The organism is Paraburkholderia sp. MM5477-R1 (assembly GCF_050436385.1).
GTDB lineage: Bacteria > Pseudomonadota > Gammaproteobacteria > Burkholderiales > Burkholderiaceae > Paraburkholderia > Paraburkholderia tuberum.
Genome location: NZ_JBNDMC010000010.1, coordinates 1 through 25837 on the forward strand (window position 1 = coordinate 1; position 25837 = coordinate 25837).

General features: G+C 65.1%; 24 protein-coding genes, 2 tRNA genes, 1 rRNA gene and 1 pseudogene. 6 read left to right on the forward strand and 22 right to left on the reverse strand.

Annotated elements, in window-relative coordinates; translation table 11 throughout:
* Window positions 1–222: 222 nt before the first annotated feature.
* The 12 genes and pseudogenes from OKW35_RS43805 to OKW35_RS43860 all read right to left on the reverse strand — a co-directional run bounded on the left by OKW35_RS43805 (window position 223) and on the right by OKW35_RS43860 (window position 11426).
* Window positions 223–298 (reverse strand) — tRNA-Ala (locus tag OKW35_RS43805).
* A 53-nt stretch (window positions 299–351) separates the two neighbouring features.
* A tRNA-Ile gene (locus OKW35_RS43810) sits at window positions 352–428 on the reverse strand.
* 75 nt (window positions 429–503) lie between these two features.
* Window positions 504–2036, reverse strand: a 16S ribosomal RNA gene (locus OKW35_RS43815).
* Between the two features lie 502 nt (window positions 2037–2538).
* Window positions 2539–3099: a phosphonate degradation HD-domain oxygenase gene (locus OKW35_RS43820; RefSeq protein ID WP_184054891.1), complete on the reverse strand. Its 561-nt coding sequence runs from the start codon at window positions 3097–3099 to the stop codon at window positions 2539–2541.
* 3 nt (window positions 3100–3102) lie between these two features.
* Window positions 3103–3860 (reverse strand): annotated as a pseudogene (locus OKW35_RS43825) (aldehyde dehydrogenase family protein).
* The gene (phnA, locus tag OKW35_RS43830; protein ID WP_429555871.1) at window positions 3857–5137 is read right to left on the reverse strand and encodes a phosphonoacetate hydrolase; all 1281 of its coding nucleotides are present in this window, start codon (window positions 5135–5137) and stop codon (window positions 3857–3859) included. Before phnA ends, OKW35_RS43825 begins: the two are co-directional and overlap by 4 nt.
* Window positions 5138–5243: 106 nt before the next feature.
* Window positions 5244–5999, reverse strand: coding sequence for a phosphonate utilization associated transcriptional regulator (locus OKW35_RS43835; protein WP_184068122.1), 756 nt, complete (start codon window positions 5997–5999; stop codon window positions 5244–5246).
* Between the two features lie 107 nt (window positions 6000–6106).
* Window positions 6107–6970 (reverse strand): 2-aminoethylphosphonate ABC transport system, membrane component PhnV, encoded by an 864-nt coding sequence (phnV, locus tag OKW35_RS43840; RefSeq protein WP_187613138.1) that lies wholly within the window; start codon window positions 6968–6970, stop codon window positions 6107–6109.
* Window positions 6960–7922, reverse strand: coding sequence for a 2-aminoethylphosphonate ABC transporter permease subunit (locus tag OKW35_RS43845; protein ID WP_184068117.1), 963 nt, complete (start codon window positions 7920–7922; stop codon window positions 6960–6962). The genes phnV and OKW35_RS43845 overlap by 11 nt, the downstream gene beginning before the upstream one ends.
* Window positions 7900–9000 (reverse strand): 2-aminoethylphosphonate ABC transport system ATP-binding subunit PhnT, encoded by a 1101-nt coding sequence (gene phnT, locus OKW35_RS43850; protein WP_429555307.1) that lies wholly within the window; start codon window positions 8998–9000, stop codon window positions 7900–7902. Before phnT ends, OKW35_RS43845 begins: the two co-directional genes overlap by 23 nt.
* A 73-nt stretch (window positions 9001–9073) precedes the next feature.
* Entirely contained in the window at window positions 9074–10165 is a 1092-nt protein-coding gene (gene phnS / locus OKW35_RS43855) for a 2-aminoethylphosphonate ABC transporter substrate-binding protein (RefSeq protein ID WP_429353931.1), read from the reverse strand.
* A gap of 505 nt (window positions 10166–10670) precedes the next feature.
* On the reverse strand, window positions 10671–11426 hold the full coding sequence (locus OKW35_RS43860) for a DeoR/GlpR family DNA-binding transcription regulator (RefSeq protein ID WP_184068108.1): 756 nt from the start codon (window positions 11424–11426) through the stop codon (window positions 10671–10673).
* A gap of 295 nt (window positions 11427–11721) precedes the next feature.
* Between OKW35_RS43860 and OKW35_RS43865 the strand changes: the two genes are divergently transcribed.
* Window positions 11722–13278 (forward strand): ABC1 kinase family protein, encoded by a 1557-nt coding sequence (locus tag OKW35_RS43865; protein WP_429555308.1) that lies wholly within the window; start codon window positions 11722–11724, stop codon window positions 13276–13278.
* Window positions 13279–13364: 86 nt separating this feature from the next.
* Window positions 13365–14234 carry a DMT family transporter gene (locus OKW35_RS43870; protein WP_184068103.1) on the forward strand — a complete coding sequence of 290 codons (870 nt, stop codon included), beginning with the start codon at window positions 13365–13367 and terminating at the stop codon, window positions 14232–14234.
* 36 nt (window positions 14235–14270) lie between these two features.
* On the opposite strand, the gene OKW35_RS43875 is transcribed toward OKW35_RS43870, so the two are convergent.
* Entirely contained in the window at window positions 14271–15218 is a 948-nt protein-coding gene (locus OKW35_RS43875) for a L,D-transpeptidase (protein WP_429555309.1), read from the reverse strand.
* A gap of 450 nt (window positions 15219–15668) precedes the next feature.
* Between OKW35_RS43875 and nadE the strand changes: the two genes are divergently transcribed.
* Window positions 15669–16529 (forward strand): ammonia-dependent NAD(+) synthetase, encoded by an 861-nt coding sequence (nadE, locus tag OKW35_RS43880; RefSeq protein ID WP_429555310.1) that lies wholly within the window; start codon window positions 15669–15671, stop codon window positions 16527–16529.
* Between the two features lie 111 nt (window positions 16530–16640).
* Here the strand turns inward: nadE and OKW35_RS43885 are convergent, their stop codons facing one another.
* The 5 genes from OKW35_RS43885 to OKW35_RS43905 form a co-directional block, all read right to left on the reverse strand.
* Window positions 16641–16907 carry an RNA-binding protein gene (locus tag OKW35_RS43885; protein WP_184054915.1) on the reverse strand — a complete coding sequence of 89 codons (267 nt, stop codon included), beginning with the start codon at window positions 16905–16907 and terminating at the stop codon, window positions 16641–16643.
* Between the two features lie 315 nt (window positions 16908–17222).
* On the reverse strand, window positions 17223–17573 hold the full coding sequence (locus OKW35_RS43890; protein WP_429555311.1) for a hypothetical protein: 351 nt from the start codon (window positions 17571–17573) through the stop codon (window positions 17223–17225).
* Between the two features lie 79 nt (window positions 17574–17652).
* Window positions 17653–18327 (reverse strand): hypothetical protein, encoded by a 675-nt coding sequence (locus OKW35_RS43895; RefSeq protein WP_429555312.1) that lies wholly within the window; start codon window positions 18325–18327, stop codon window positions 17653–17655.
* 184 nt (window positions 18328–18511) lie between these two features.
* The gene (locus tag OKW35_RS43900; protein WP_429555313.1) at window positions 18512–20176 is read right to left on the reverse strand and encodes a S10 family peptidase; all 1665 of its coding nucleotides are present in this window, start codon (window positions 20174–20176) and stop codon (window positions 18512–18514) included.
* Between the two features lie 80 nt (window positions 20177–20256).
* Window positions 20257–21816 carry a S53 family peptidase gene (locus OKW35_RS43905; protein ID WP_429555314.1) on the reverse strand — a complete coding sequence of 520 codons (1560 nt, stop codon included), beginning with the start codon at window positions 21814–21816 and terminating at the stop codon, window positions 20257–20259.
* A gap of 311 nt (window positions 21817–22127) precedes the next feature.
* Between OKW35_RS43905 and OKW35_RS43910 the strand changes: the two genes are divergently transcribed.
* A complete protein-coding gene (locus OKW35_RS43910; RefSeq protein WP_184068086.1) occupies window positions 22128–22640 on the forward strand; it encodes a DUF1993 domain-containing protein in 513 nt (170 codons plus the stop codon).
* Between the two features lie 35 nt (window positions 22641–22675).
* Here the strand turns inward: OKW35_RS43910 and OKW35_RS43915 are convergent, their stop codons facing one another.
* Window positions 22676–23002, reverse strand: coding sequence for a YnfA family protein (locus OKW35_RS43915; protein ID WP_429555315.1), 327 nt, complete (start codon window positions 23000–23002; stop codon window positions 22676–22678).
* Between the two features lie 161 nt (window positions 23003–23163).
* Window positions 23164–23844, reverse strand: a complete 681-nt coding sequence (locus tag OKW35_RS43920; RefSeq protein WP_429555316.1) for a LysE family translocator — start codon at window positions 23842–23844, stop codon at window positions 23164–23166.
* A 154-nt stretch (window positions 23845–23998) separates the two neighbouring features.
* Between OKW35_RS43920 and OKW35_RS43925 the strand changes: the two genes are divergently transcribed.
* Window positions 23999–24469, forward strand: a complete 471-nt coding sequence (locus OKW35_RS43925) for an Lrp/AsnC family transcriptional regulator (RefSeq protein WP_018425024.1) — start codon at window positions 23999–24001, stop codon at window positions 24467–24469.
* A gap of 87 nt (window positions 24470–24556) precedes the next feature.
* Window positions 24557–24790, forward strand: coding sequence for a hypothetical protein (locus tag OKW35_RS43930; RefSeq protein WP_429353939.1), 234 nt, complete (start codon window positions 24557–24559; stop codon window positions 24788–24790).
* Between the two features lie 70 nt (window positions 24791–24860).
* Here the strand turns inward: OKW35_RS43930 and OKW35_RS43935 are convergent, their stop codons facing one another.
* Together OKW35_RS43935 and OKW35_RS43940 are read right to left on the reverse strand one after the other, a co-directional pair.
* Entirely contained in the window at window positions 24861–25337 is a 477-nt protein-coding gene (locus tag OKW35_RS43935) for an OsmC family protein (protein WP_090806238.1), read from the reverse strand.
* A 47-nt stretch (window positions 25338–25384) separates the two neighbouring features.
* A complete protein-coding gene (locus OKW35_RS43940) occupies window positions 25385–25777 on the reverse strand; it encodes a hypothetical protein (RefSeq protein WP_429334063.1) in 393 nt (130 codons plus the stop codon).
* Window positions 25778–25837: the final 60 nt, after the last annotated feature.

A 25837-nucleotide genomic window follows, 5' to 3' on the forward strand; every position in this document is an offset into this window, starting at 1 on the left:
CGATCTCTCGATCACCTTTAAAATACATCGATACAATCACAACCCTGATTCACCTACTCACACACCCATCTCCAGGTATGCTTTCGTGAATCTCTTTACTACTTCTTCCTGATTGTTAAAGAACGGCAGCCGGTATGAAGCCTGTGCCTCATACCGCTCTGACTGGCTCAATCGCCAATGCGCAACGCTCTGCCTTCATGCAGAACCCTGCGCATTGAGGATTGGTGGAGGATGACGGGATCGAACCGACGACCCCCTGCTTGCAAAGCAGGTGCTCTCCCAGCTGAGCTAATCCCCCAGTCCCACAGATAGTCCAGCGGCCCCAGCCCTTCAGCTCACCAGACAAGACCGTGGTGGGTCTGGATGGATTCGAACCATCGACCCCCGCCTTATCAAGACGGTGCTCTAACCGGCTGAGCTACAGACCCCTGAGCCTGTCTGCGTTTCTTCTAACCACAGCCGATAAGCGTGAGCACTTGAGTGCAATGAATGCACAGCTCTGGAAAGGAGGTGATCCAGCCGCACCTTCCGATACGGCTACCTTGTTACGACTTCACCCCAGTCATGAATCCTACCGTGGTGACCGTCCTCCTTGCGGTTAGACTAGCCACTTCTGGTAAAACCCACTCCCATGGTGTGACGGGCGGTGTGTACAAGACCCGGGAACGTATTCACCGCGGCATGCTGATCCGCGATTACTAGCGATTCCAGCTTCACGCACCCGAGTTGCAGAGTGCGATCCGGACTACGATCGGTTTTCTGGGATTGGCTCCACCTCGCGGCTTGGCAACCCTCTGTTCCGACCATTGTATGACGTGTGAAGCCCTACCCATAAGGGCCATGAGGACTTGACGTCATCCCCACCTTCCTCCGGTTTGTCACCGGCAGTCTCCCTGGAGTGCTCTTGCGTAGCAACTAGGGACAAGGGTTGCGCTCGTTGCGGGACTTAACCCAACATCTCACGACACGAGCTGACGACAGCCATGCAGCACCTGTGTTATGGCTCCCTTTCGGGCACTCCCGCCTCTCGGCAGGATTCCATACATGTCAAGGGTAGGTAAGGTTTTTCGCGTTGCATCGAATTAATCCACATCATCCACCGCTTGTGCGGGTCCCCGTCAATTCCTTTGAGTTTTAATCTTGCGACCGTACTCCCCAGGCGGTCAACTTCACGCGTTAGCTACGTTACCAAGCCAATGAAGGCCCGACAACCAGTTGACATCGTTTAGGGCGTGGACTACCAGGGTATCTAATCCTGTTTGCTCCCCACGCTTTCGTGCATGAGCGTCAGTATTGGCCCAGGGGGCTGCCTTCGCCATCGGTGTTCCTCCACATCTCTACGCATTTCACTGCTACACGTGGAATTCCACCCCCCTCTGCCATACTCCAGCGCTGCAGTCACCAATGCAGTTCCCAGGTTAAGCCCGGGGATTTCACATCGGTCTTACAGCACCGCCTGCGCACGCTTTACGCCCAGTAATTCCGATTAACGCTCGCACCCTACGTATTACCGCGGCTGCTGGCACGTAGTTAGCCGGTGCTTATTCTTCCGGTACCGTCATCCCTCACGGATATTAGCCACGAGGTTTTCTTTCCGGACAAAAGTGCTTTACAACCCGAAGGCCTTCTTCACACACGCGGCATTGCTGGATCAGGCTTGCGCCCATTGTCCAAAATTCCCCACTGCTGCCTCCCGTAGGAGTCTGGGCCGTGTCTCAGTCCCAGTGTGGCTGGTCGTCCTCTCAGACCAGCTACAGATCGTCGGCTTGGTAGGCCTTTACCCCACCAACTACCTAATCTGCCATCGGCCGCCCCTGCAGCGCGAGGTCCCGAAAGATCCCCCGCTTTCCTCTCCCGAGCGTATGCGGTATTAATCCGGCTTTCGCCGGGCTATCCCCCACTCCAGGACACGTTCCGATGTATTACTCACCCGTTCGCCACTCGCCACCAGACCGAAGTCCGTGCTGCCGTTCGACTTGCATGTGTAAGGCATGCCGCCAGCGTTCAATCTGAGCCAGGATCAAACTCTTCAGTTCAAACCTGTTACTGTGTTCGGGCTCTCTCGAACCCGGTCGCTCACTCAACGTACTGACGATGATTGATCCGTCTTTCGACAGACAAACCTTCCTCCAATACTGTGTGAGGCTTCTGATACTTCTGCCTGACAGCAGACTCCGGAGAATCCGCCGCCGCATTCCGCATCAAGCGCCCACACTTATCGACTGTTAGTTTTTAAAGATCGGTCCGCCAAACCCGCCGCGCCTGAACCACCACTACCCGGCACCGCTTCGTTTGCGTCGCTGCGTCTGCAGCAGAGAAGCGAGATTATGGAGAACTTCCGTCGGATCGTCAACAGGTTTTTATCACTCGCCTAACCTGCCCACGCCGCCGAAGCCCACGCCATCAAAGGCTTCCCGCTTCTCCGCACCCCGGCGTCCGGAGCGCGAAAGAGCGGAATTCTAGTCGCCGACATCGGGACTTGCAAGCGATATTTTGACCGCTCGGCGCGCAACCTAGCGCGACCCAAAACACCTCGACTCACGCAGTCGCATGCGCGCGCATCGCCCGTTCGACCACGGCCAGATAATGGTCAATCCCCGGCGTCGCGCGATCCTTCTCTTTCGCGCGATCGTCCCATCGGCGCAAACGCATCGCGTCTTCGGCGTACGGTTTCTGCATAAACGCCTGCGCCTCTTCCCTGCTGAAGACCCCGCCCTGCAATTGCAAGCTGCGCACCGAGTCGGCGGACAGTTGGCCAAAATAGGTGGCGTCGATCGCGCACAGGCAGCGCTTCGCGTCGACGTGCAGACGAATCGGCTCCAGCACCGCATCCGACAACACCGGCCGCAAAAACGGCAAGGCGAAATACTGATGCAGATCGTCGACACCCCGTTCCGTCGGCGTCTCCCCTTGCAGGTTCAGCAGATGGCCGAGGTCGTGCAAGAACGCCGCGGCGACGAGTTCGTCGCTCGCGCCTTCCGCCTCGGCGAGCGCGCCGCTCTGCAACGCGTGCTCGAGCTGCGTCACCGGCTCGCCGCTATACGCGAGGCTGCCGTGTCGCTCGAAGAGCACACGGATATCGTCGAGACTCAATGCCACCTGTTACTCCCAAGGTAATGAAAACGTCTTCAGATTGGTAAAGCTCTTCATCGCTTCCTGAACGCCTTCCTTGTAGCCTAGCCCCGAATCCTTGATGCCGCCAAACGGCGTCAGCTCGATCCGATAGCCTGGCACTTCCCACACGTTGACGGTGCCCACGCGCAGCTCATTAATGAAACGCGTGATCGCGTCCTGCCGGTTCGTACACACGCCCGACGACAGCCCGAACGGTGTTCCGTTGCTGATGCGAATCGCATCGTCGAGCGTGTCGAACGCGATGACCGGCGATACCGGCCCGAAGGTTTCCTCGCGCACGAGTGTCATCGACGGATCGACGTTATCGAGCACGGTCTGCGCATACAACGCGCCGCGGCGCTCGTTGCCGAGGCGCAGGCGCGCGCCTCGAACGAGGCAAAGCGGAACACGTCGGCGACGCGGCCGATCTCGTAGCGCGAGTCCTGCTTCGACAGACCCGACTCGAGCGAAATCAGATCCGACGCCGGTTCGATCCGCTCACGCAGCAGCACCGCCGCGCGCTCGAGAATCTGCGAACGCTCGTAGCGCGACAGCGTCGGCCGATACGCGAGCGCGTAGTCGAACGCGGCGCGCACATCGTCGATGCTGGCGAAGGGCACCGTGCCGACGCGCATGCCGGTATAAGGATCGAACACGTCGAGCGTCCGGGCGCGCGTCGCGCGCTCGCCGCTCAGCCGCAGCGCTTCGGCGCGGAACTCAGGATGGTCCCGCGGCGCCGTGTTCATGATGTCGACACGCGATTGAGCGCGACGTCGAAGATATCGAAATTGCGCAGCCGTTTGCCTTCGCTGCCGGTGGCTGATGGCTGAACGCGCCGGTTGAACAGCAGTGGCACTTCCTGCTCGGAAATCCCGCCGTGCGAGCGCAACGGCACGGTGAGCCCGGACAGGTCGTGCTCGTCGCGCCGCGTGCCGAGCACCACATGCTTCGTGCCGATCACGACCAGATCGCCGATGCGATCCTCAGGCAGCCCGAAGCGCGCACACGCGGCGCGTCGATCGAGCACGACTTCGATTCCCGGCAGGCGGCCGATCCGCGCAATCACGGACGCAGCATCGACCTCGCGCGGCAAATAGACCGTCGCGAACGAACCCAGGGCGCCATGATGCACGACGTACGGATCGGTGATCGGCAGAATCACGCGCGCCCTCGACGCGTCGAGCCAGTCGTCGAGCAAGTCCTGCAGATAGATCACGTTCGGCTCGCCGGTTTGCGGATCGTGCTTCGCGTTCATGCCGTGATCGGCGGTGAGGCCGATCACCCAGCCGAGCGCGTCGAGCTTCGCGAGATAGCCGTCCATCATCGCGTAGAACGCGTTCGCGCCTTCGGTGCCGGGCGCCCATTTGTGCTGGATATAGTCGGTCGTCGACAGATACATGAGGTCCAGCTTGCGTGTCTGCGCGAGCCGCACGCCGGCCGCGAACACGAATTCCGACAACCCCGCGCTATACACGTCGGGCAATGGCAGGCCAACCAGATCGAACACGTCGTCGATGCCGTTTTCCTCGCGCGTCACCTCGTCGGCTTTCTCCGCCGAAAAGCAGATGCCCTTCAACTGCGCGCCGAGCAGCCCGCGCAGTTTGTCCTTCGCGGTGACGACGGCGACCGCGGCGCCCGCGTCGGCGGCGGCCGCGAGCAGCGTGGGCGCGCGTAGGTAGGCGGGATCGTTCATCATCACCGCCGCGCCCGCGCCGTCGTTCGCGTGGGTGTCCCAGAAGAAGTTGCCGCAGATGCCATGCACGGACGGCAATACGCCGGTCACGATCGACAGGTTGTTCGGGTTCGTGAACGACGGGATCACGCAGTCGCCGCGAAACGCCGCGCAGCCCTCGAGCATCGAACCGATGAACGGCGCGACGCCGGCCGCGACCGCCGCTTCCAGGTACGCAAACTCGCAGCCGTCGACACAGACGACGACCGTCGGTTGCGAAGGCAGCCGGTAGCTCCGGCCGTTGACCTCGATCGTGCGTTGCTCGGGGTGTGTCATCGCGTGGTTTTCCATTGCCGGGGTTGTCATTGCAAAAGCTTCATCGCCGGGTTGTCTGTTCGTGGGGCGAAGCTGCCGCGGCGTTTGCCGGTACGCTTGCCTCGGCTTCATCGCCGCGCCGTCATCGCCCGCGCGAGCCGGCCGCACCCGCGCCTGCCGGGAGGCGCTGCTCGTGCGCCGCATCGCCCGCCGCCTCGCAGGCCGCATGCGCGCGCTGCAACCCGCCCTGCACATGCGCGCGCATCAACTGCGCGGCCTGCTCCGCATCGCGCGACGCGAGCGCTGTCAGAATCGCGCGATGCTCGGCGAGCGAGCGCGCCATCGCGTCGGCCTGCACGACTAGCGCCGCACACCGAAACAGGCTCAGCTCGCTGACGAGCCTGCGATACGTGTCGTACAACTTCGTGTTGCCCGCCGCCGCGACCAGCGCATCGTGAAACGCGACGTTCGCGCGCGCATACGCATCGTGATCGTGCGACGCGAGCGCCGCGCGCATCGCGTCGACCCAGTCGCGCAGCACCGCGAGCTTGCCCGCATCGATGCTCGACGCGAGCATCCGGCACGCCCCCTCTTCGAGCACCGCGCGCACCGCGTAAATCTCGTCCGCCTCCGCGAGCGACACCGTCCGCACGAACACGCCGCGATTCTTCTCGGTGCGCACCAGACCCGCCTGCTCTAGTGCGCGAAACGCCTCCCGCACCGGCCCGCGCGACACCTGCAATCGCGCCGCCCAGTCGGCTTCGTTGAGCTTGTCGCCCGGCACCAGCATGCCGCCGACGATATGCCGCTCGATCTCGTCGCGCACCAGCGTCGTCAGCGAATGGCGGCGCAGGACCTCGATCGGATCGACGGAAGCAGAGTGCATATATTCTGTCATTTTGACAACTTTTGCCACATCTACATCGATGCTCACCGGTTCGCGCGCGTGCTTCAGATCAACGAAATCGCTCGCCGATCACTCGGCTCAGTCGGGGCTCAGTCGGGTCAGTCGATCCGGCGCCGCGGAGCGCGCGCCGCGATCAGCAGCAGAGCGACCAGCGAGACCAGCAGCAGAATCAGCGACAGCGCGGAAGCCGGCAGGTAATAGCCGCGTTCCACCTGCCCGACGACGACGATCGGCACCGTCGCGAAGCCTGGCGGATATACGGTCAGCGTCGCGCCGAGTTCGCCGAGCGACAGCGCAAAGCCGAGCGCGAGACTCGCGCGTATCGCCGGCACCAGTTGCGGCAACACGACGCGGCGCAGCACCATCGACGGCGGCGCTCCGAGGCTCGCGGCCGCTTCGCGCAACACGGTCACCTCCGGGCGCAGCGCGGCGGCCGCGCAGCGGTAGCAGAACGGCAGTACCAGCGCGAGCTGCACGAACACCACGATCGCCGCCGAGCTCGACAGATCGAGCGGCCGTTTGTGATACGCGATCAGCACCGCAAGGCCGAGCACGACGCTCGGCACGCCGTTGGGCATCATCGCGATCGTGTCGATGACGGCGCCGAGGCCGCGCCGGTCGCGTCCTTCGAGCGCGAGCGCGAGCCACAAACCGAGGATCGTGCCGAGCACCGCGACGCCCATGCCGACTTCGAGGCTGGTGGTCAGCGCGTCGAAGTCGCTCGAACCGAGGCGCTCGAACCAGCGCATGCTGAAGCCGTCGGGCAGGATCGTGCCGGACCAGTGCGACGCGACGCTCGATAGCGCGACGACCAACACCGGCAGCACGAACAGCCAGAAGCACAGCAGCGCGGCAAAGCCGAGAAACAGACCGCCGAGCAGTCGCACCGCGAGGCTGTGCCGCACCGGCCGGCCCTTCTTGTGCATGACCGGCAGCACGGTCGGATCGAGTTCAACGGCCATGACCGGCTCCTTTCACCTTGCGACGATTGACGCGCCGGTACAACGCGTACAACGACAACGACATCAGCAGCATCACGACCGCGCCGGCGGCGGCGGTCGGCAGATCGAGATCGACGGTGGCGGCGCTGTAGATCGCGACCGGCAGCGTGATCAGATGGGCGCTGCCGAGCACCAGCAGAATGCCGAACTCGTTGAGCGTCAGCAGAAAACACAGGATCGTGCCGGCCGCGATGCCCGGCCACGCGAGCGGCAGGATCACCTTGAACGCGACCATCAGGCCGTTCGCGCCGAGGCTGCGCGCGGCTTCGATCAGTCGCTGGTCGAGCAGCGCGAACGACGCCAACGTCGGACGCACGACGAACGGCGTATAGAACACGACTTCCGCGAGAATCACGCCGCCGATGCCGAACAGAAAATCGAGCGGCGGCGCCTGCAGATTGAACAGCCGCTGCAGCCCGATGCTGACCGAGCCTTGCGAGCCGTACAGAAAGATCAGCGTGAACGCGACCAGAAACGACGGGAACGCGACGAACAGTTCGAGAAAGCGCGTGACCATGCGCGCGCCCGGAAACGGCTTGAAGAACAGCAGCGACGCGAGCGCCACGCCGAGCAGCGACGCCAGGCTCGCGCTCGCGAACAGGATGCCGAGCGTGGTGCCGATCACGCCGCGCGTTTCGGGGTTACCGAAGAACGTTACGTACGCGTGGCCAGACAGGCCATGCGCGCCGGTCAGACTCAGCATCACGAGCCGCACCAGCGGATAGATGACGAGCGGTCCGAGCACCACGACTGCAATGAACAGCAGATGCCATTGCGCGAGGCGCTCGCGCCGCTTGACGGCGGCCGCGTGCGCCGCCGCGCTCGCGAGACGGCGCGCGGCGGCGGCTTCGACCTCGGCTTGCGCGGCAAGGTCGAGTGGGTTGGACGTATCAGGGCTTGATAAGGACGACATCGCCAGCCTCGTAACGCAGGGAAACACGCGCGCCCTTCTCCGGCGTCATGCCGAGACCACGCTGCAGCGTGACGAGCACGGGGTCGTTCGGCAGCGCATCGAGCACGACCGATACCGACAAGGCCGCGCCGTACCACTCGACCGACGCGATCGCGCCGTGCAACTGCCCCTCTCCGAGCGGCACGATGCGCAGCGCCTCCGGACGCAGACACGCGACACGTTCGCGCTCGTTGTAGCGCGCGTCGTCCATGCCGAACGCGACCTGCGGCGGCAGCAGATTGGCCGCGCCGAGGTAGCGCGCGACGAAGCCGTCGGCCGGCAAGTCGTACAGCTGCTGCGGCGTGCCGAGCTGCGCGATATGGCCATCGCGCATCAGCAGCGTGCGGTCGGACAGCACGAGCGCGTCGTCCTGATCGTGCGTCACGCAGACGATCGTCAGATTCGGCAGGCGTTCATGCAGCGCCTTCAGTTCGGAGCGCACCGACGCGCGCAGATTGGCATCGAGCGCCGACAGCGGTTCGTCGAGCAGCAGCACGTCGGGCTCGATCACGAGCGCGCGGGCGAGCGCCACGCGCTGCTGCATGCCGCCCGACAGTTGCGCGGGCATCACGTGACCGGCATCGCCGAGCTGCACGAGCTTCAGCACCTCGGCGACGCGGCGCGCGACGTCGCGCGCCGGAATACGCCGCGCGCGCAACCCGAACGCGACGTTCTCGAATACCGTCAGATGCGGAAACAGCGCGTAGCTCTGGAACAGCAGTCCGAGGTTGCGCTTGTGCGGCGGCATGTGCGTCAGATCGCGGCCGGCCACCGTCAGCGTGCCGGCCAGACCGTCGGCCTCGATGAAGCCCGCGATGAAGCGCAGCAAGGTCGTCTTGCCGCAGCCGCTGCGCCCGAGCACGGTGAGCAACTCGCCGCGCCGGATGGTCAACGACAGATCGTCGAGCACCGTGCGCGCGCCGAAGCGCACCGTCAGGTGATCGATCTGCACGCCGCCCGGCGCGTCCGAACGCGCGGCGTCGAGCGCATCCAGCGGAGCGCCAGGCGCAGTGGGGTGAGCGAGACTGGCCGTATTCACCGGAGTCGTCCTCCAACAGGATTAATGCTGATGCGGCGCCGCGCATTACGTGCGAAGCGCCGCCTGAATCGACTTACTTCGGCTTGACCACTTCGATCTCTTTGCCCGACGAACCGATCACGTCGCTCTTCCAGCGCGCGGTCCAGTCGGCCTTCTTCGCCATCACGTGGTTCCAGTCGACCGGAATCAGCTTGACGCCGCTGATCGCCTGCTTGACCGCTTCGCCGTTCTTGCCGGCGAGCGGCACGTCGCTGCGACCCGGAATGCCGAAGATGTCCGGCACCTTCGACTGCACTTGCGTCGACATCAGATAGTCGATCAGCTTCTTGCCCTCGGCCTGGTTCGGACCGTTCTTGATCAGCGCGATCGCGTACGGCAGCTGGAACGTGGTCGGCTGACCGCCGGGCGTGGCGGCGAGGAACACCGGTTTCAGCGACAGGCCGCCGTTGGCCGCGTCGTCGAGATCCATCTGCAGATCGCCGTTGGCGACCGCGATCTCGTTACGCGACAGCAGCACGTCGAGATAGCCCGTGCCCTTGGTGTGGAACTTGGCGCTCTGTTCGAGCTTCTTCAGATAGTCGAACGCCTGGTCTTCGCCCATCAGCGACGAGGTCAGGATGATCACCGCCATGCCGTCGCCGGCGGTCGCCGGATTCGAATACGCGACCTTGCCGGTGAAGTCCGGGTGCAGCAGGTCCGCGAACGTCTTCGGCTCGGTTTTCGTGACTTCGGGGTTGATCGCGAACGAGAAGTAGTTGTTCACGAAGGTCGCCCACGCGCCGTTCGGCGCCTTCGCGATGGCCGGCACGTTCTTGTAGTTGGCGCTCTGGTACGCCTGCAGCAGGCCGCTCTGGTCGGCCTGCTGAATGAACGGCGGCAGGGTGACGAGCACGTCGGCCTTCGGCTGATCCTTCTCGATCGTCGCGCGGTTCACGACTTCGCCGCTACCCGCCGTGACGATATTGACCTTCACGCCCTCCTTCTTTTCGAAGGCCGGCAGCACATCCTTGTACAGATTTTCGAGGCCGTCGGCCGTGTACAGCACGACGGCGTCGGCCGCATGAGCCTGCATCGCGGCACCGCCGAACGCGGCCGCGGCGACCAGCGCCGGCAACAGTTTGCGCGCGAGGCCGGCCGCGGCGTGAAGGGAATTCGTCTTTTTCATGTCGCTCTCTCCGAAGCTAAAAACCAGACGGTCGGGATAACCCATACCTGTAGTGATTGAACGGCGGCACGCGCCGCTTGCGTGTTGCCCGCTGCGGTTGCCGCGCCGGTCTGTCGTGGATTGCAGATTGCCGACAACTTTGCCGCTTCTCGCCCAGCCTGACTGACAGCCCCTATCACACCCGCGCTGCCTGCCGCGCCTGAGCGGGCACGGCAAGAATCACAGGTTTCGATGACAAGGCCATGACGATTGCGCCGAATTCCAAAAAAAGACACAAATTGCCAACTCGCGCCAACCGATGGAATTCGTCGCGCCACCCCAAAGCGGACCCCGCGCGCCGATCCCGTGTGGATCGTACATGGCGAAAATGACGATGTATGCACGGTGCGTCGGGAAAATGCGGAGGGGGCGGGTGGCTTTTTTGTATTTAGATTTTGGCGGGCGCGGAATGTCGCTCAGCGCGAGCGGCGTACGAACGCGGCGGGAACCGCCCTGCCAGCCCGTCTCAGGCGATCAGAATCTCCGGACCATGCGCGGTGATCGCCGTGCCAAGCGCGCGCTCGGGCGCCAGTTCGGTGACCAGATACCGCGCCGACTCGATCCCGTTGATGCGCACCGGCGTCACGCGTCCGAATTTCGAATGATCGGCGACGACGACCACCATGTCGGCCGCGGCGATCATGCGGCTGCGTACTTCGGCCGCCATGCGGCTGTAGTCGGTGAGATAGCCGTCCGGCGAAATTCCGCCCGCGCCAATGAACGCGAAATCGGCGTGGTACTGCGTGAGCTGCTGAACCGTGTCGAGGCCGAAGGTAGCGTCTTCGATATCGGACAGCTCGCCGCCGAGCAGCGTCACGCGATTGTCGTTGCGTCGGCCGAGCAGCAAAGCGATGCGCCAGTCGTTGGTGTAGACCGTCAGCCGATGCCGGTCGAGCAGCGCCCGCGCGACCGACTGCGTAGTACTGCCCGAATCGATGATCAGCGACGCGCCGTCCGGCACGAACTCGGCCGCGCGCTCGCCGATCGCACGCTTCGCGCCGGCGTTCTCGGCTTCGCGCGTATCGAGATCGGGCTCGCGCCGATCGCTCGACAACGCGCCGCCGTGTGTCGTCACGAGCAGGCCGCGGCCGGCCAGCGCGTTGAGGTCGCGACGGATCGTTTCGCGCGATACGTTCAGTTCGCGCACCAGTTCGGCGACCGACAGCGCGCCGTTCTTTGCGACTTGCGCGAGGATGTATTGATGACGTTGTTCTGCGAGCATCTGAGAAGGCCGGAAGCCGGCACGCTTGGGTTTCGCCGTGGTTGAGGAAGGCCGCCGTATTGTATTACGCGTATTGAGCGTCGTCGGTGCTGGCGTGCAGGTGGCGCTCAGGGTGGCGTGGGGGCGCGTTCATGGCGCGCTCGGCTTGCATCGAGCCGCCCTTGCGCGCGAACACGCCAGCCATCGCGCCGACCTGCTAACCTTGACGGCTGGACTCGCCGGCCATGCGGCGAACGCAACGCCGCCGCCCGGCCGAGTCCCGCGCACAACGCCTCGCCCGTCAACCGAACCGCCGATGCCGCCACTGTTTCGCCGTCTACTGCTGCTGTTCCATGCGCTGCGTTACGGCGCGCGCCTGATCTGGCTCGCCGCCCCGCCCGACCACAAGCTGCACTGGATGATCGAACTGATCGGCCGCGTGCATGCGTCGGAGCGCAGCGGCGCGCAGTTGCATGGTCTGCTGCCGGCGCTCGGTCCGCTCGCGAGCCGCTTCGCGCAGACGCTCGCCAGGCGCCCCGAGCTCGCGAGCGGCACGCTGCATGACGCGCTGGACGCCATCGATCACATGGAAGTGCCGCTGTCGCCGGACGACTCCGCGCTGGCTTTGACTCGCGCGTTCGGCCGGCCGCTCGGCGAGCTGTTCGGCGCGGTCGACCTCGTGCCGGTACGCAGCGGCTTCGCCGAGCAGACCCATTTCGCGCGGCTCGCGATGCCGCTCAAAGGTCATCACGAAGTCGCCGTCAAGCTCGTGCGCGCGCAGCAATTGCAACAGATCGGCGATGAACTCGCTTTGTTGCGCTGGGTCGCGCGCTGGCTCGAAAAGCTGTCGCGCGTCGCGCGCCGGCTGCAGTTGCGCGCGCTCGCGCAAACCTTCACCGACGACATCCTGCGCCGCTTCGACCTGCGCGCCGAAGCCGCGAATCTGAGCCAGACCGGCCACCATTTCGACGGCGACAAGCGCATCGTCGTGCCGGACGTGATTTGGGAGCTGTGCACCGACCACACGCTGACGATGCAGCGCGTCAACACGCTGTCCGCGAACGACCTGCCCGGTCTGCACGCGCACGGCATCAAGCTGGCGCCGCTCGCCGCGCATATCGTCGAGGTCGTCACCGAGCAGGCATTCGAGCATGGCTTCTTCCACGCGACGCTCGATGCGCGCCGCGTGCGCGTCAGCATCGAGCCGGACACGCTCGGGCGCCTCGTGCTCGCGGAGTTCTCGATCATGGCGACGCTGTCGAGCGACGAGCGCGAATTTTTCGTGCACGGCGCGACCGCGTTGTTCGACCAGGACTACGGGCGGCTCGCCGACATGCATCGCGAGGCCGGCCACGTGCCGGACGACACGCGCGCCGAGCTGCTCGAAGCCGAGTTGCGCACGCGCGCCGAAGCGCACTTCGCGGCGGCGCCCGAGGATCGCTCGGCGGGTTCGCTGTTTCACCATCTGCTGCACGGCGTGCAACCGTTCGACGGCCACGTGCCGGGCGCGCTCGCGACCGCGCAGCGCTCGTTCCAGCAGGCGGAGATGCTCGCGCGGGCGCTGCATCCGGGCATCGATACATGGAACATCGCGCGCGGCGTGCTCGCCGATATCGCGCGACGCGATCTCGATCATCGGGGCTGGCTCAAGCGACTGTCACACGAGCTGCCGCATCTCGCGCATATGCTGCCGCGCGTGCCGCAACTGGCCGTGCGCTATCTGCAGCAGCACGATCGCACCGGCACCCCGCAGCAGAACGCGCAACTGCTCGCGGATCTCGCGCGCGAATACCGGCGCACGCGCTGGCTGCTGTGGGCATGCGTCGTCTGTGGCGGCGTGCTCGGAGCGGGGATGACGCTGCTCGCGTGGTGACGGTCCCGCGCGCGCGTTGCAGCTTTGAACAAGACGCGCGCCGCCCGTGCCGCCAACATGGCGGCTTTTTCACGCCTCCCGCCTCGATGCTCGCTTCCTTTCTTGCCGCCGTCTTCGTCGTGCTGTGGTCGACCGGTTTCGTGGTCGCCCGCGCGATCACGCCTTATGCCGATCCCAATCTGTTTCTGCTTGCCCGCTTCGGCGGCACCGCGCTGGTCTTCGCGCTAGCCACGCTGGTCGCGCGCGCAGCCTGGCCGACCGGACGCGACTTCGGCAAGCACCTGGCCGCGGGCGCGCTGCTGCAAGGCGTCTATCTCGGCGCCGGCTACTGGGCCGTCGCGCAAGGTCTGAGCGCCGGCGTGATGGCGCTGCTCGGCGCGCTGCAGCCGCTCGCGACGGCCGCCGTCGCCGCGCCGCTGTTCGGCGAGCGCTTGTCGCGGCGCGGCTGGAGCGGCATGGCGCTCGGCCTCGCCGGCGTCGTGCTGGTGCTCGCGCCGAAGCTCGCTGCCGCGACGCCGCCCACGCACGGCAACGCACCCGCGTGGCTGGTCGTGCTGATATCGATCGTCGCGGTGGGGGCGATCACGGCGGGCACGCTGTTCCAGAAGACCTCGCTCGCGAAGGCCGATATTCGCAGCGCGAGCGCCGTGCAGAACGTCGGCGCGGCGATCGTCGCGGGGGTGCTGGCGCTGGCGCTCGGTGAGCATCGCTGGATCGCGTCGCCGACACTGTGGGCATCGCTCGCGTGGGGCATCGTGATGCTGTCCGGCATCAGCGTCACGTTGCTCGTCTGGATGGTCCGGCGCGGCGATGCGGCGCGCGCGACTGCTCTGCTGTTTCTTGCGCCGCCGCTTGCCGCGCTCGAAGGCTATCTGGGGTTCGGCGAAACGCTGCTGCCAGTGCAGATCGCCGGATTTGCGGTCGCGCTGGCTGGCGTGTTGTTGGCGAGGTCGTGAGGGGCGCCCCGCGCCAGTATTGCCACCAAGCGCCCGTCAGTCGGCCGTATCCGCGCGCGCGGGCATTTTCGCTCGCGCAACCGCGCCCGGTGCTGGCGACCACGCCGGCCGACTCTTGCGCTGCGAATCGACCACGACGATAAAACGCCCCGCCCACGGCATGATCTGCCGGTCGCTTTTCAGCACCCACAGCGATTGGCCGGAATCGACGAGCTGCGCATATGCTGCGTCGAGAATCCCGTAGCGATCGAGAAACGTGTTCAGCGATGCGGGAATCCGCACGCAGCCCTTCGAATGACGAATGCCGAGCAGCGGTTCGAGCCGCTCGGGGTCGGTCGCGTGCATCTGGAAGCGCATCTGCGACATGCCGCCCTTGCCCCAGCCGCGTTCACCCAGCGCCCAGCCGAGGTCGAAGATGCGCATATCGCGCCGTCCGTAGCCGCGAATATGGTTTTCGTTCTGCGTGCCCTCGGAGCGGAAATCCATGTTGTCGGGCGTATGTTCGAACACGCCGAGCGGCGTGATGAAGTGGTCGTACTCGCCGGGCCGTCCCGTGGATACCGGGGATGCGCCGATCATCTGCCAGTTGTCGGCGGGCGCCGGGCGGAAGTAAATCAGGAGCGCCTGCACGTTCGCATTGCGATCGACGAGCACCACGTACTCGCCCGACAGATTGCCAAGCTCGTTCTCATTGAGCGCCGTCTCCAGACGATCGGCGTACGCTCGCTGCGCCGCGACGGGCAGTCTGAGCCGGCGCGTCACGTCCCGCGCGAATACGTCGCGCAGCAGGAACGCGCGGCGCGGATCGACGACGCCAGCCGCGTCGGGCGCGGCGATGGTGGCGGCGTCGATCGTGGGCAACGGCCGGCTCGCGCCATTCCATGCGTTGCCCGGATTTACCAGATTCACCGTATGCGCCGCTGATGTCGTGGATGCAGGTGACTGAGCGCTACCGGGCGCCGCCGCATGAACCGGCGCCGCCATCGCACCGGCACTCGAGACGACGGCTGCGCAAACCCACGCGCAAATCCTCAGGCGGTTCAATCCAGGCTGGCCAGGCCGATCTGGGTATCTCATCGCGTCTTGGAGCAAACATGATTATTATTGATCGCACGCCGGGTCCCTGCGGCGTTCGGCACGACCGATGTTACTCAGCGAAGCGAGGCGTGTCGATGAAAATACCTTCTAACCTGCGAACTCTTCAAAAATGATCGGCTATTTTTCGACAATCGACATGCCAGCGAAAACGCAATTAATACGCAATTAAATCGGTCATCGGAAAATCAAACCCCAAAAGGCAATATACGATTTCGTTCGACGAAAGGTAGACAGAAGACGGCGGCACGTGCCGATACTCACGCCGTTTTTCAACCTGCTTGCAATCTGTTTCAAGCCACTTCAATCGCTTTTTCTCTCGCGAGGACAACAACGATCATGGCTCAATCCGATCCAGCCGCGCGCCAGGCCCGCATCGCGACCGAAATGCACGTCGCCGCCGAATTCGACGCAAGCCGCGAAATCGAGCGCCGGGTCGATTTTCTGGCGAACTATCTGCGCGACAGCCACCTGAGAACTTATGTGCTCGGCATTAGCGGCGGCGTCGATTCGACTACGGCCGGGCGTCTCGCGCAACTCGCGGTCGAGCGTTTGCGGGCGAACCATTACGACGCGAGTTTCGTCGCCGTCCGTCTGCCTTACGGCAAACAACGCGATGAAGCGGATGCGCTCGAGGCATTACGCTTCATTCGCGCCGACGAAAATCTGACTATCGATATCAAACCCGCAGCCGATGCGATGCTCGAGTCGCTCGATAAAAGCGGCGTGTCGTTCAAGGACGAAGCCCAGCGGGATTTCGTGCACGGCAATATCAAGGCGCGCCAGCGGATGATCGCGCAATACGCGGTGGCTGGCGCGCGCTCGGGCGTCGTGATCGGAACGGACCACGCGGCCGAATCGGTGATGGGCTTTTTCACGAAGTTCGGCGACGGCGGCGCCGACGTGCTGCCGCTCGCCGGGCTCAGCAAGCGCCGCGTGCGTGCGGTCGCGAATACGCTCGGCGCGCCCGACGCGTTGGCGCACAAGGTGCCGACCGCCGACCTCGAGATGCTGCGGCCGCTTCGTCCCGACGAAGACGCATATGGCATCCCATACGACGCGATCGACGATTTTCTCGAAGGCAAGCCGGTCAGCGATATCGTGCGTGACGTGGTCCTGGAGTTTTACAACGCGACGCGTCACAAGCGGGCGCTGCCGTATACGCCGTTCGATTGGCCGGCGTCGCCGGATGGGCAATGATGCGGCCGCGAACGGCGCTCTCAAACGAATAAAGGCGGTGGACATGCGCGCGTCGTCGCGCCTGTCCACCGCCTTCGAAAACAATAGAGCTTACTGCACCATCCGCGGCGCTTACTGCTCGGGCGGCGGTTCGTCGCTGAACAGATCGGCGCTCGCTTCGAGCGGCTGGCCACCCAGTTGCTTGCCGTGAATCTGCCGCGCGATCACGTCGCCGACATACGGCACGCTCGCGTCGAGTTCGATCGTCGCGTAGGCGCCGGGCTTGCCGGCGTCCACCACCTCGACGTGTTTCGCGTAACGGCCGAGTTCGCGCTTCAGAAATTCCCGCACGTCCTGCTCGCTGCACGATTCGGCGATATTGCGCACGGTCAGGTTCATGCGGCCTACCCTCGCCGCGCCTGGCGGTCCGTCCGTCGGTCAGCGCTTGCGATACGCACCGGTCGCAGCGCGGCACGCTGCTTCGTCTGAGTCGCGCCGAGTGCGCGAAGTGCGACGACGCCGGTCGCGCCGGCTAACCCCATAGCGAGCCATGACAAGTAGAAGGCCATCGTTCAAATCTCCTGTGCGAATTGCATCCTGTTGTCAGGATAGCCCGCTTCGACAGCGAACACACTGTGACGCAGTGTCGTAGGCAATGGCGAAACGTCCCCGTCGATGCACTGTACCTGAATCGGTCGCGCCAAATCGCGCCGATCAGTCCGCCGCTTGCACGTTCGCCGCGCTCACCCACCACGCATTCTTACCTTGCGGCAGACGGACCAGCACCGAGGAAGGATCCTCGACGCCGTCATCGGCGATCTGGCATACCGGCAGGCCGTCGGGCAGACGCTTCACTTCGCCAGCGGCCTCGAACAGCGCGATTCGCTGCGCATCCAGCGGGCGCAGTTGCCGATACACGTCGAAGCTGAGCGCCGCGGGCACGTCGCCGCGAATCTCGAGCTCATTGGCGCGCGCGCAATGCGCGGGCGCGACGGCAACTGCGGCGGCGCTGCCGCTCAGGCAGCCGATCGTCAGCGCGACGGCGGCGAGACGGGAATGGGTCATCGTGTTTCTCCGAAAAAAGTGAGGGGCAGCGAACCGTGGTTCCGCGAGGAATGCGCAAGCGTGCGGACGCGCGGCGCGCTCAACGCTGGCGGGCATGCGCGTCGCCGTGTCGGCTGTCTTCGCTGTCGACGCCATCGTCGTCGCGAGTCGCGAACTCGAGCCGGCTCACGTCGCAGGACGCCTGGCCAAAGCCCGCATACACCGCCGACCAGTTGCCGACGATCACCGCTTGCGCCTGCGCGAGACTCAGCTTGCCTTCGCAGACGCAGCGCTTGAGCAGCGCCGCCGCGCGTGCCTTGCGGCGCTCGCCCTGCGGGCCGGACCACGGCAATAGATCGAGATTGGCCGGCGCATCGGGCGATCCGCCGAGCATGATCGGCACACGCCGGTCGAGCGCGAACGCGGCGACGTCATCCGCATCGATGCCGCGTGCGGCAAGCATGCGATCCTTGTGCGCCATCAGTTCGTCGAACGGCGGCGCGACGGTTTCCGCATAACCGGGGCGGCAAATCGTCTGGCCGATCGACTGCTGGGTCACGCGTTCGTCGAGCACGGCGCTCGGTTGCGCGGCGGCATCTCCGATGCGCAGCGCGAGCAGTGCGCCAACGGTGACGAGCAGCGCACGGTGCGTGATGCGCACGCGCGGACGAAGGACGCGCGTGCGTCCGAGCCGCGGCGCGTTGGCCGCGTCATTGCTGCTGGTCGTGTCGCGGGAAAGACCGCGCCGATGGGTGTCTGCGATGCCTGCGTTCATTCGTCGGCGCGCCGGCGGCGGCACGCGGTAGTTCAATTCGCAAGGCAATTAAAACACATTCAATATGGATGAGTACAAAAGCCGGACATGAGGGCGCGGCGTTTGCCTGCTCGCGGCAGCCGCCGCGAGCAGGCGCAGACCAACCCAGCGCGACGTCGCGATGAGTGGGGACGCCGCGCCGCCTCTACTTCGCCACCCGTGCCTGCAACGCGCGGATCCGCCCGAGCGCCTGCGCGTTCGACACCGTCTCTTCGTACATCTTTGCGAGGTCGGCTTTCAGCGCGGTGCGCGAACCGCCATCGAGATACACCATATGCCCAGATGGATAGAACCGTGCCGACAGGTTCTGCCGCACCTGCTGACTGACCAGCGGCATCTGCTGCAGATCGAGCACGGTCTGATAGAACGGCGTGACGAAATCGAAAAAGCCATTCGCCGACAGCACCTTGAGGTCGGGATTGAGCGCCATCACGGCGGCAAGGTCGCCGGCCGTGTACAGAATGATGTTGCCTGTCGAGTCGAGACCCTTCTGCGCGCCGGTTGGATCGATATGGCCGAAATCCCAGTACTTGAACGCCTGATCGTTGAGGTCGGTGAACGACGAGTTCGACGTGTACTTCAACTGCTCGTTCAGATAGACGTTCCACATCGTCGTGTAGACGCCGGTGACCGCGGTCATCGTCGGATCGTTGCCGCCGGAGTTCGGGTCGATCTTGCCGGCGATGCCGGTGTCGATCGCGGTCACGCGGCCGTCGTAGGCGCCGAGCGCGAGGCCTTGCGACTTCAGCAACGTGGTCAGGAACAGCGAATTGCCGCGGCTGTCGTAGCCCGCGATGTCGAGGCTCCACGCGAGCAGCGTCGTTTTGTCGATGCCGGTGTATTCGCTGAGCTTTTCGGTGGTCGCGGAATCTGTGGTCGGGAACTTGCGCAGCGCGGCCAGGTAGTCGGTGCGCGCGAACTGCGCGACCTCCTCGGCGAACGCGCCGAGATCGGTCGGCCGCGGCGCGACGCCGAGCTTCTTGTGATACCACGCGTCAGCGGCCGCCGTGGGCAGCGCGCCGACCGGATTGCCCGATTGCGTGTAATCGAGAATCGACGATTGCAGCGTAATGCCGTTCAGATCGACCCCATCCTCGTGCAGCCGGTACGCGAGCACGCAGCTACGCGCCGTGCCGTAGGACTCGCCGAATAGATACTTCGGCGAATTCCAGCGGTTGTTCTTCGTCAGGAAACGCTTGATGAACTGCTTGATCGAATCCGCGTCCTGATCGACGCCCCAGAAGTCGCGATTCTTCTTCGGCGCAATCGCCGCCGAATAGCCGGTGCCGACCGGATTGATGAACACCAGGTCGCTCTTGTCGAGCAGACTGTCCGGATTGTCTTCGAGTGAATAAGGCGCAGGCGGCGTGAACCCCGGCATCGACGTCTTGATGCGGCGCGGCGCGAACGAGCCGAGCAGCACGAATACCGACGACGACCCTGGCCCGCCGTTATAGAAAAACGTGACCGGCCGCGTTTCTTCCTTCTGATGGTCCTGCGTGAACGCGACGTAGAACATCCTCGCCGACGGTTGCGAGCTGCTCGGATCGACGATCACCAGATGGCCCGCGGTCGCCGCGTAGTCGATCTTGTGACCGCCGATCGTCACCGAATGATGCGTGATCGCGGCCGTCTCGACTGTATCGGTAACCGAATCGTCCGGGCCGTTGCCATAGGCGAGCGGGTCGAAGAGCGGCTGGTCGCCGGCCTTGTGCGGCGCGCTCGTGGCGGTGGACGCGCCTGCCGAGGCCGTGGCATGCGTGTTGTGCGGCGAATGCTGGCTACCGGAAGCTGATTCTGTATTCGTCATGATCGCTCCAAGGGTTCGTTTTAATTGCCATGCGTCCTCGTTCTTACGTCTCGTTGTTGTGTTATGCGCTGTGTTGCAGACTATAGTGCGCCCGCCACCTTCCCGCCATTGGGGCTGCCCAGTCCCGTGCAGGCATCCCACCCCTTCGACGCCGCGAAGCTGCCGTTGTTGCCCTGCGTGATGTCGTTGCAGACGCCCGGCGCCTTGTACAGCTTAGCGTTGACGAAGCCGGCCGGCTGTCCCTTCGCCGCGTTGATGCGCGCGATCAGCGCCGCCCACAGCGGCGCGACCGCGCTGGTGCCCCCCACCACCGTTTGCATTCCGTCGACCAGCACGTCGTAGCCGGTCAACGGCGAGGCATCGCCCGCGACATCCGGCACGCCGCGCCCGCCGAGCGGCTGGCTGCCGCCGCCCGTCGCCGTGGCCGACAAACCCTGCTGCCACGCCGGCACCGGAAACGCGCTGCTCACGCCGCCGCCGCTGGCCCCGCCCTGCTCGCCGTCGTTCCACACGACCTCGCGCGTGATCGCCGAACCGGACGAGCTCAGGTGCGTGCCGCCGCAGGCGAGCACATACGGGCTCGACGCCGGGAAGTCGACCGCGTCGCCGCCGCCCGAGCCGTCGCTCGACCCGCTGTCGCCCGAGGCCGCGCAGATGGTCACGCCGAGCGCCGCCGCCGATTGCAGTACGCTGTTGAGCGCCTGCATCGACTGGCTGGTCCACACTGATTCCGGCGCCCCCCAACTGATCGAGATCACCGACGGCTTGTTAGTTGTGTCGTGCACCGCGCGGCTCACCGCGTCGATGAAGCCGGCGTCGCTGTTCTGCGTGAAGTACACGGCGATGGCCGCGCCCGGCACGATGGCGCCGACGATCTCGATGTCGAGCGTGACCTCGCCGTCCGGCCCGTTCGGATCGCCGCTCGGCTCGTTGCCAGCCTGATCGACGCCGACCGGGGTCACGGTCGGCTCGCTTACACCGAGGCTCGAGAAATAGGTCTTGAGGTCCGACGTGTTGTAGCCGCCGCCGAGCTCGATGATGCCGACGCACTGACCGCCGCCGTCGCCTTGCGGAAACTGGTAGAGCGAGGCGATCTGCGGCGGCGAGTACGACGTCTGCCCGGCGCGCGCCGGCACGAACGGCGGCCGGATGCGAAAGTGCGGACGGGCCTGCGGCCGGTTGTCGAGTCCGAGCACCGCCTCCACGACGCCATGCAGATCGTCCGGCACGCTGATCGTGCCGGTGCGGCCACGGAACTGGCCGGCCGCGTGATGCCGGTAGAGCTCGAGCTTGACCTCGAACGCGCTCTGGAATTGCGCGATCGTGCCGCTCAGCAGCACCGAGCGCGCCGCCGGATCCTCGCGCGCGACGGTGAGCCCATGCGCGGCCGCGAACGCGCGGACCTTCGCGATGTCATCGGGCGCGGCGCCGTAGTCCTGGGCGAGCGCCTCGCGCGACAGCGGCTTCACGCTCGCGTCGCCGGCTTCGATGCGTTTCATCAAGGCGTCGAACTGCGCCTGCTGCTGGCGGCGCAGCATCACGAAGACCTCGATCCGCTCGGCGGGATCGCATTGCCCGATGACCGTCGTGCCCTGCGCGACCTTTCGCTCGCTGCCCGGCAATGGATGCTTGGTGACCATGGTATCGACTCTCCTGTTAGCGTGGCTTGGCACGCGGTCATGCACGACCGCGCGGCCCGGCGGCGGCCAGGCACGCCACGCGCCTGCATGAAGCGCATCGTGGCGATACGCGGCAGGGGTTGTTCAAGAACTTCGTCCAAGCGTCCGACCAAAGCATTCGAACACAGTTCCGGCCAGCGCGACAGTCGTCCGCATGGCCAGGGTCTAATGCGCGGCGTGGATGCGACACGCTATGATGCTCAAGCGGCATTCCCGCCGTTTCATTGCCGCGCGCGCCGACTGCGCGCACGATCGAGAAATCAGAGGAACCCATGTCAATTTCGATGTATCAAGCATCACTGCCTGTGCTGATTCGCGGCCTCACGAACCTGCAGGCCATCCTGGGCAAGGCCGAAGCGCACGCGGCCGCAAAGCAGATCGAACCGTCGGTGTTCACGAATGCCCGGCTCGCGCCGGACATGCTGCCGTTCGTGCGCCAGGTGTATATCGCGAGCGATACCGCGAAGGGTTGCGCGGCGCGCCTCGCCGGCGTCGAGCCGCCGAAGTTCGACGACGTCGAGCAGACTTTCGATGAACTGCAGGCCCGTATCCAGAAAACGATCGATTACCTGAAGGAATTCAACGCGGCGCAGATCGACGGTTCGGAAAGCCGCACCATCACGCTGAAAATGCGGACGGGTTCGATCGAGTTCACCGGAGCGTCATATCTGTTCGGTTTCGTGCTGCCGAACTTCTATTTCCACGTGACGACCGCGTATGACATCCTGCGTCATAACGGTGTCGAGCTCGGTAAGCTCGACTATCTGGGCGGGATGCAGCAGTAAACGGAGCAGGCGGGTCGTCGATCGCGCGGCCGCCCTCACGCGTGCAGGCGCGGCTGGAATGCGATCACCGCCATGCCGGCCAGCGTCAGCGCGACGCCTGCCGCGTCCCACAGCGTGGGCCGCACCTCGTCCACGACCCACAGCCACGCAATCTCGACCGCCACGTACACGCCGCCGTAGGCCGCATACACGCGGCCCGCTGCGGTGCCATGCAGCGTCAGCAGCCACGCGAATAGCGCGAGGCTTGCCGCGCCTGGCAGCAACAGCCACGCGGAGCCGCCCTGTTTTAGCCAGCGCCACAGCAGGTAACAGCCGAGAATCTCGGCGACAGCGGTCACGACATACAGCAGGAAGGTATGCATCGATGAGCGTGAGAAGGTGGTTGTGTCGCCGCGCGTGCGCGCGGCCGGCCGCGCTATCGGCTTTATTAACACAATCACTTGGCACCGCGGCCTTTGCATCGGCTGTATGCGCACGCGCGACGAATGCAAAAGCCAGCTCCAAGTTTCAATCCAGCGAAAGTTCATTCCAGCGAAAGCCGCAGCGCGAAGCCGATCAACGCAGCCGAGAAGGTCCACCGTTGTACGGTCTGCGCCAAAGGATGGACGCGCATCCAGTTGGCGATGCGCGCAGCGCCGATCGCATACAACGCGTCGAAGCATGCGCCGATCACGAGCAGCACGACACCAAGCTCGATCATCTGCCACGCTACCGGCCCCGCTTCCGGCCGCACGAATTGCGGCAACAGCACCGAGCAGAACAGTAGCGCCTTCGGGTTGAGCAGGTTCGTCAGCAGACCTTTGACGAACGCGGTCCGCAACGGCCGCACCGCATTGCCCGCATCGCTCGAAGCAGTGGATTCCACTCGCGGCGCGCCGGCCGCTTGCCCGTCGCGCGACCCGGCCGGCAATGCGAACCCCGGCGAGCGGAAGATTTGAATCCCCACCCACGCGAGATAGACGGCGCCGGCATAGCGCACCGCGTCGTACAGCCACGGCGCGTTGCGCAGCAGCGCCGCCATGCCGCACGCCGACAGCGTCACGTGCGTCGCGCGCGATACGCCGAGCCCCGCCGCGGCCGCAAAGCCGCTGCGCACGCCGCGCGCGATGCTGGTTTGCAGGATCAGCGCCATGTCCGGCCCAGGCACCGCATAAACGACAATCAATGCCGCCACGTAGACGGCCAGCAGGTGAGCGGAAATCATCGGAGCCTCCTTGTTGTTCGAGGCTCCATGTTGCTATCGGATGCGGAGCGTTTGCTGGCGACTTTCAGTCCTCTGCATTCAAAAAATAGCGGAATGCGCTAATATTTCGACATCTGACGACGCCTTCCACCACCCTGCAGCCCCCCTCCCGACCATGTCCACGGACGATCTCGACAAAACCGACCGCGCGATTCTCGCCGCGCTGCAAAACGACGGCCGCATGTCGAATGCGCGTCTCGCCGAGATGGTCGGCCTCAGCGAGACGCCTTGCGCGCGGCGTCTGAAACGTCTGGAGAACGATGGTTACATCGACCGCTACCGCGCGGTGCTGTCGCGCGCCGGGCTCGGTCTGGGCGTGATCGCGTTCGTGCTCGTGCGCTTCGCGGTGCACGACCGCGTGGTGGCCACGCGCTTCGAGCGCGAGGTGCAGGCGATCCCGCGGATCCTGTCGTGCCACAACGTGTCGGGCAGCGCCGACTACATCCTGCAGATCGTCGCGCGCGACCTCGACGACTACGGCACGTTCATGCGCGACGAACTGCGCGGCCTGCCGGGCGTGACGTCGGTGGAATCGGCCTTATCGTTGCGCGAAGTGAAAGCGTTTGGCGGTCTGCCGCTGTCCTGAGCGCGAACGTGGCATAGTCCCCCCCTTTAGTCCCCTTTTGAAGCGGCGCGAGCCGTTCCGACGCAACCCGACGACCCCGGAGTTCTCATGGATCACGACAAGGCGCGAGCCGAAGAAACCGCCGCAATGGAACGCGTGTTGACCGCCACCAAGCGGGTGCAGACCGCGTTCGCGTCGCTGCAATCGCAATTCCCGCCGTCAGGCAGCGGCAAACCCTCGCAATTTGCGTTGCAGACTTTCGACGCCGCGCTGCAGGAACTCGAAGACGCACAAGCCGCGTTCGACGAACTGCTCGGCGATCTGCTCGACGGCAATCGTTGAGCGCTAGCGAGCGTCTGGCCGGCGCCCCGCTCGCCAGCCGGCTCGCACGCTTCGCGCCGCCGCATGCGCCTTAACGCGCGTCCGTCTCCACCACCGGCTCGCAGAGAATCGGAAAATTGACGGAGTTCGCGACGTAGCACTTCTGATGCGCGACGTGATGCAGATGCGTGGCCAGTTCGACATCGCCGCTCGCGCGGATCGTCACGCGCGGGCGCAGCACGATCTGGGAAAAGCGGCCTTCCTGCGCGGTATCGAGCATCGTGCCTTCGGCGTCGTCGCGATAGTCGAGCACGACGATGCCCGCCTCCGAGCACAGATGCAGATACCACAGCTTGTGACACGCGCTCGCCGACGCGACCAGCAGGTCCTCGGGATTCCAGCGCGTCGCGTCGCCGAGAAACGCCGGATCCGACGAGCCCGGAATGTCGGGCTTGCCGCCGGAAGAAATCACGTGATCGCGGTCGTAGTCGCGGTAGCCGGAGGTGCCGCTGCCGCGGTTGCCGGTCCATTTCACCGATACGTGGTACTTGTGCTCGCCGTGCGCCATTCGCTTCCCCTTTGGTCGGATCGGACCTGCATTCTATCCGCGCCACACTAGCGCGGCGGCGCCGCGCGGCCGGTCACGTTCGGCGCGCGTGGGTCGGGATTCATATAGAGCGCCGTGCCGTTCGCGCGCATGTTGTTGAGCGCGGCGCCCGAGCCGGTCGCGCCACCCGAGCCGAGCCCGTACGAGCCGCCCGCCGACATGCCGGGCACCGGCATGGCACTCGGACTGACGCCGGTACCGATGCCCATCGCGCCGCCGACAGCCGCATTGCCGCTGCCCCCGCTGCCCCCGCTGGTGCCCGCGTTCGTGCCCGCACGAGTGCCGTTTTGGCTGCCGCCAGGATTGCCCGGTTGCTGGGCCTCGACCGTTGCAGCGGCCCCCACCGTCAACAGCGCCGCAAGCAACGCCGACCACACGATCCCACCTGTTGCTGTCTTCATAGCTACCCTCCAACCGCATCGATCCGCCGAGCACGATATCTATTCTGAGCCGATCGCGCG

Coding starts and splice junctions, on each gene's coding strand:
- OKW35_RS43940 (WP_429334063.1), bottom strand. CDS start 25,777: ATGAAGACAGCAACAGGTGGGATCGTGTGGTCGGCGTTGCTTGCGGCG.
- OKW35_RS43870 (WP_184068103.1), top strand. CDS start 13,365: ATGCTCGCTTCCTTTCTTGCCGCCGTCTTCGTCGTGCTGTGGTCGACC.
- OKW35_RS43860 (WP_184068108.1), bottom strand. CDS start 11,426: ATGCTCGCAGAACAACGTCATCAATACATCCTCGCGCAAGTCGCAAAG.
- OKW35_RS43920 (WP_429555316.1), bottom strand. CDS start 23,844: ATGATTTCCGCTCACCTGCTGGCCGTCTACGTGGCGGCATTGATTGTC.
- OKW35_RS43835 (WP_184068122.1), bottom strand. CDS start 5,999: ATGACAGAATATATGCACTCTGCTTCCGTCGATCCGATCGAGGTCCTG.
- OKW35_RS43925 (WP_018425024.1), top strand. CDS start 23,999: ATGTCCACGGACGATCTCGACAAAACCGACCGCGCGATTCTCGCCGCG.
- phnS (WP_429353931.1), bottom strand. CDS start 10,165: ATGAAAAAGACGAATTCCCTTCACGCCGCGGCCGGCCTCGCGCGCAAA.
- phnA (WP_429555871.1), bottom strand. CDS start 5,137: ATGGAAAACCACGCGATGACACACCCCGAGCAACGCACGATCGAGGTC.
- OKW35_RS43890 (WP_429555311.1), bottom strand. CDS start 17,573: ATGACCCATTCCCGTCTCGCCGCCGTCGCGCTGACGATCGGCTGCCTG.
- OKW35_RS43845 (WP_184068117.1), bottom strand. CDS start 7,922: ATGTCGTCCTTATCAAGCCCTGATACGTCCAACCCACTCGACCTTGCC.
- nadE (WP_429555310.1), top strand. CDS start 15,669: ATGGCTCAATCCGATCCAGCCGCGCGCCAGGCCCGCATCGCGACCGAA.
- OKW35_RS43905 (WP_429555314.1), bottom strand. CDS start 21,816: ATGGTCACCAAGCATCCATTGCCGGGCAGCGAGCGAAAGGTCGCGCAG.
- OKW35_RS43865 (WP_429555308.1), top strand. CDS start 11,722: ATGCCGCCACTGTTTCGCCGTCTACTGCTGCTGTTCCATGCGCTGCGT.
- OKW35_RS43930 (WP_429353939.1), top strand. CDS start 24,557: ATGGATCACGACAAGGCGCGAGCCGAAGAAACCGCCGCAATGGAACGC.
- OKW35_RS43875 (WP_429555309.1), bottom strand. CDS start 15,218: ATGGCGGCGCCGGTTCATGCGGCGGCGCCCGGTAGCGCTCAGTCACCT.
- OKW35_RS43885 (WP_184054915.1), bottom strand. CDS start 16,907: ATGAACCTGACCGTGCGCAATATCGCCGAATCGTGCAGCGAGCAGGAC.
- OKW35_RS43910 (WP_184068086.1), top strand. CDS start 22,128: ATGTCAATTTCGATGTATCAAGCATCACTGCCTGTGCTGATTCGCGGC.
- OKW35_RS43895 (WP_429555312.1), bottom strand. CDS start 18,327: ATGAACGCAGGCATCGCAGACACCCATCGGCGCGGTCTTTCCCGCGAC.
- phnV (WP_187613138.1), bottom strand. CDS start 6,970: ATGGCCGTTGAACTCGATCCGACCGTGCTGCCGGTCATGCACAAGAAG.
- OKW35_RS43935 (WP_090806238.1), bottom strand. CDS start 25,337: ATGGCGCACGGCGAGCACAAGTACCACGTATCGGTGAAATGGACCGGC.
- OKW35_RS43900 (WP_429555313.1), bottom strand. CDS start 20,176: ATGACGAATACAGAATCAGCTTCCGGTAGCCAGCATTCGCCGCACAAC.
- OKW35_RS43915 (WP_429555315.1), bottom strand. CDS start 23,002: ATGCATACCTTCCTGCTGTATGTCGTGACCGCTGTCGCCGAGATTCTC.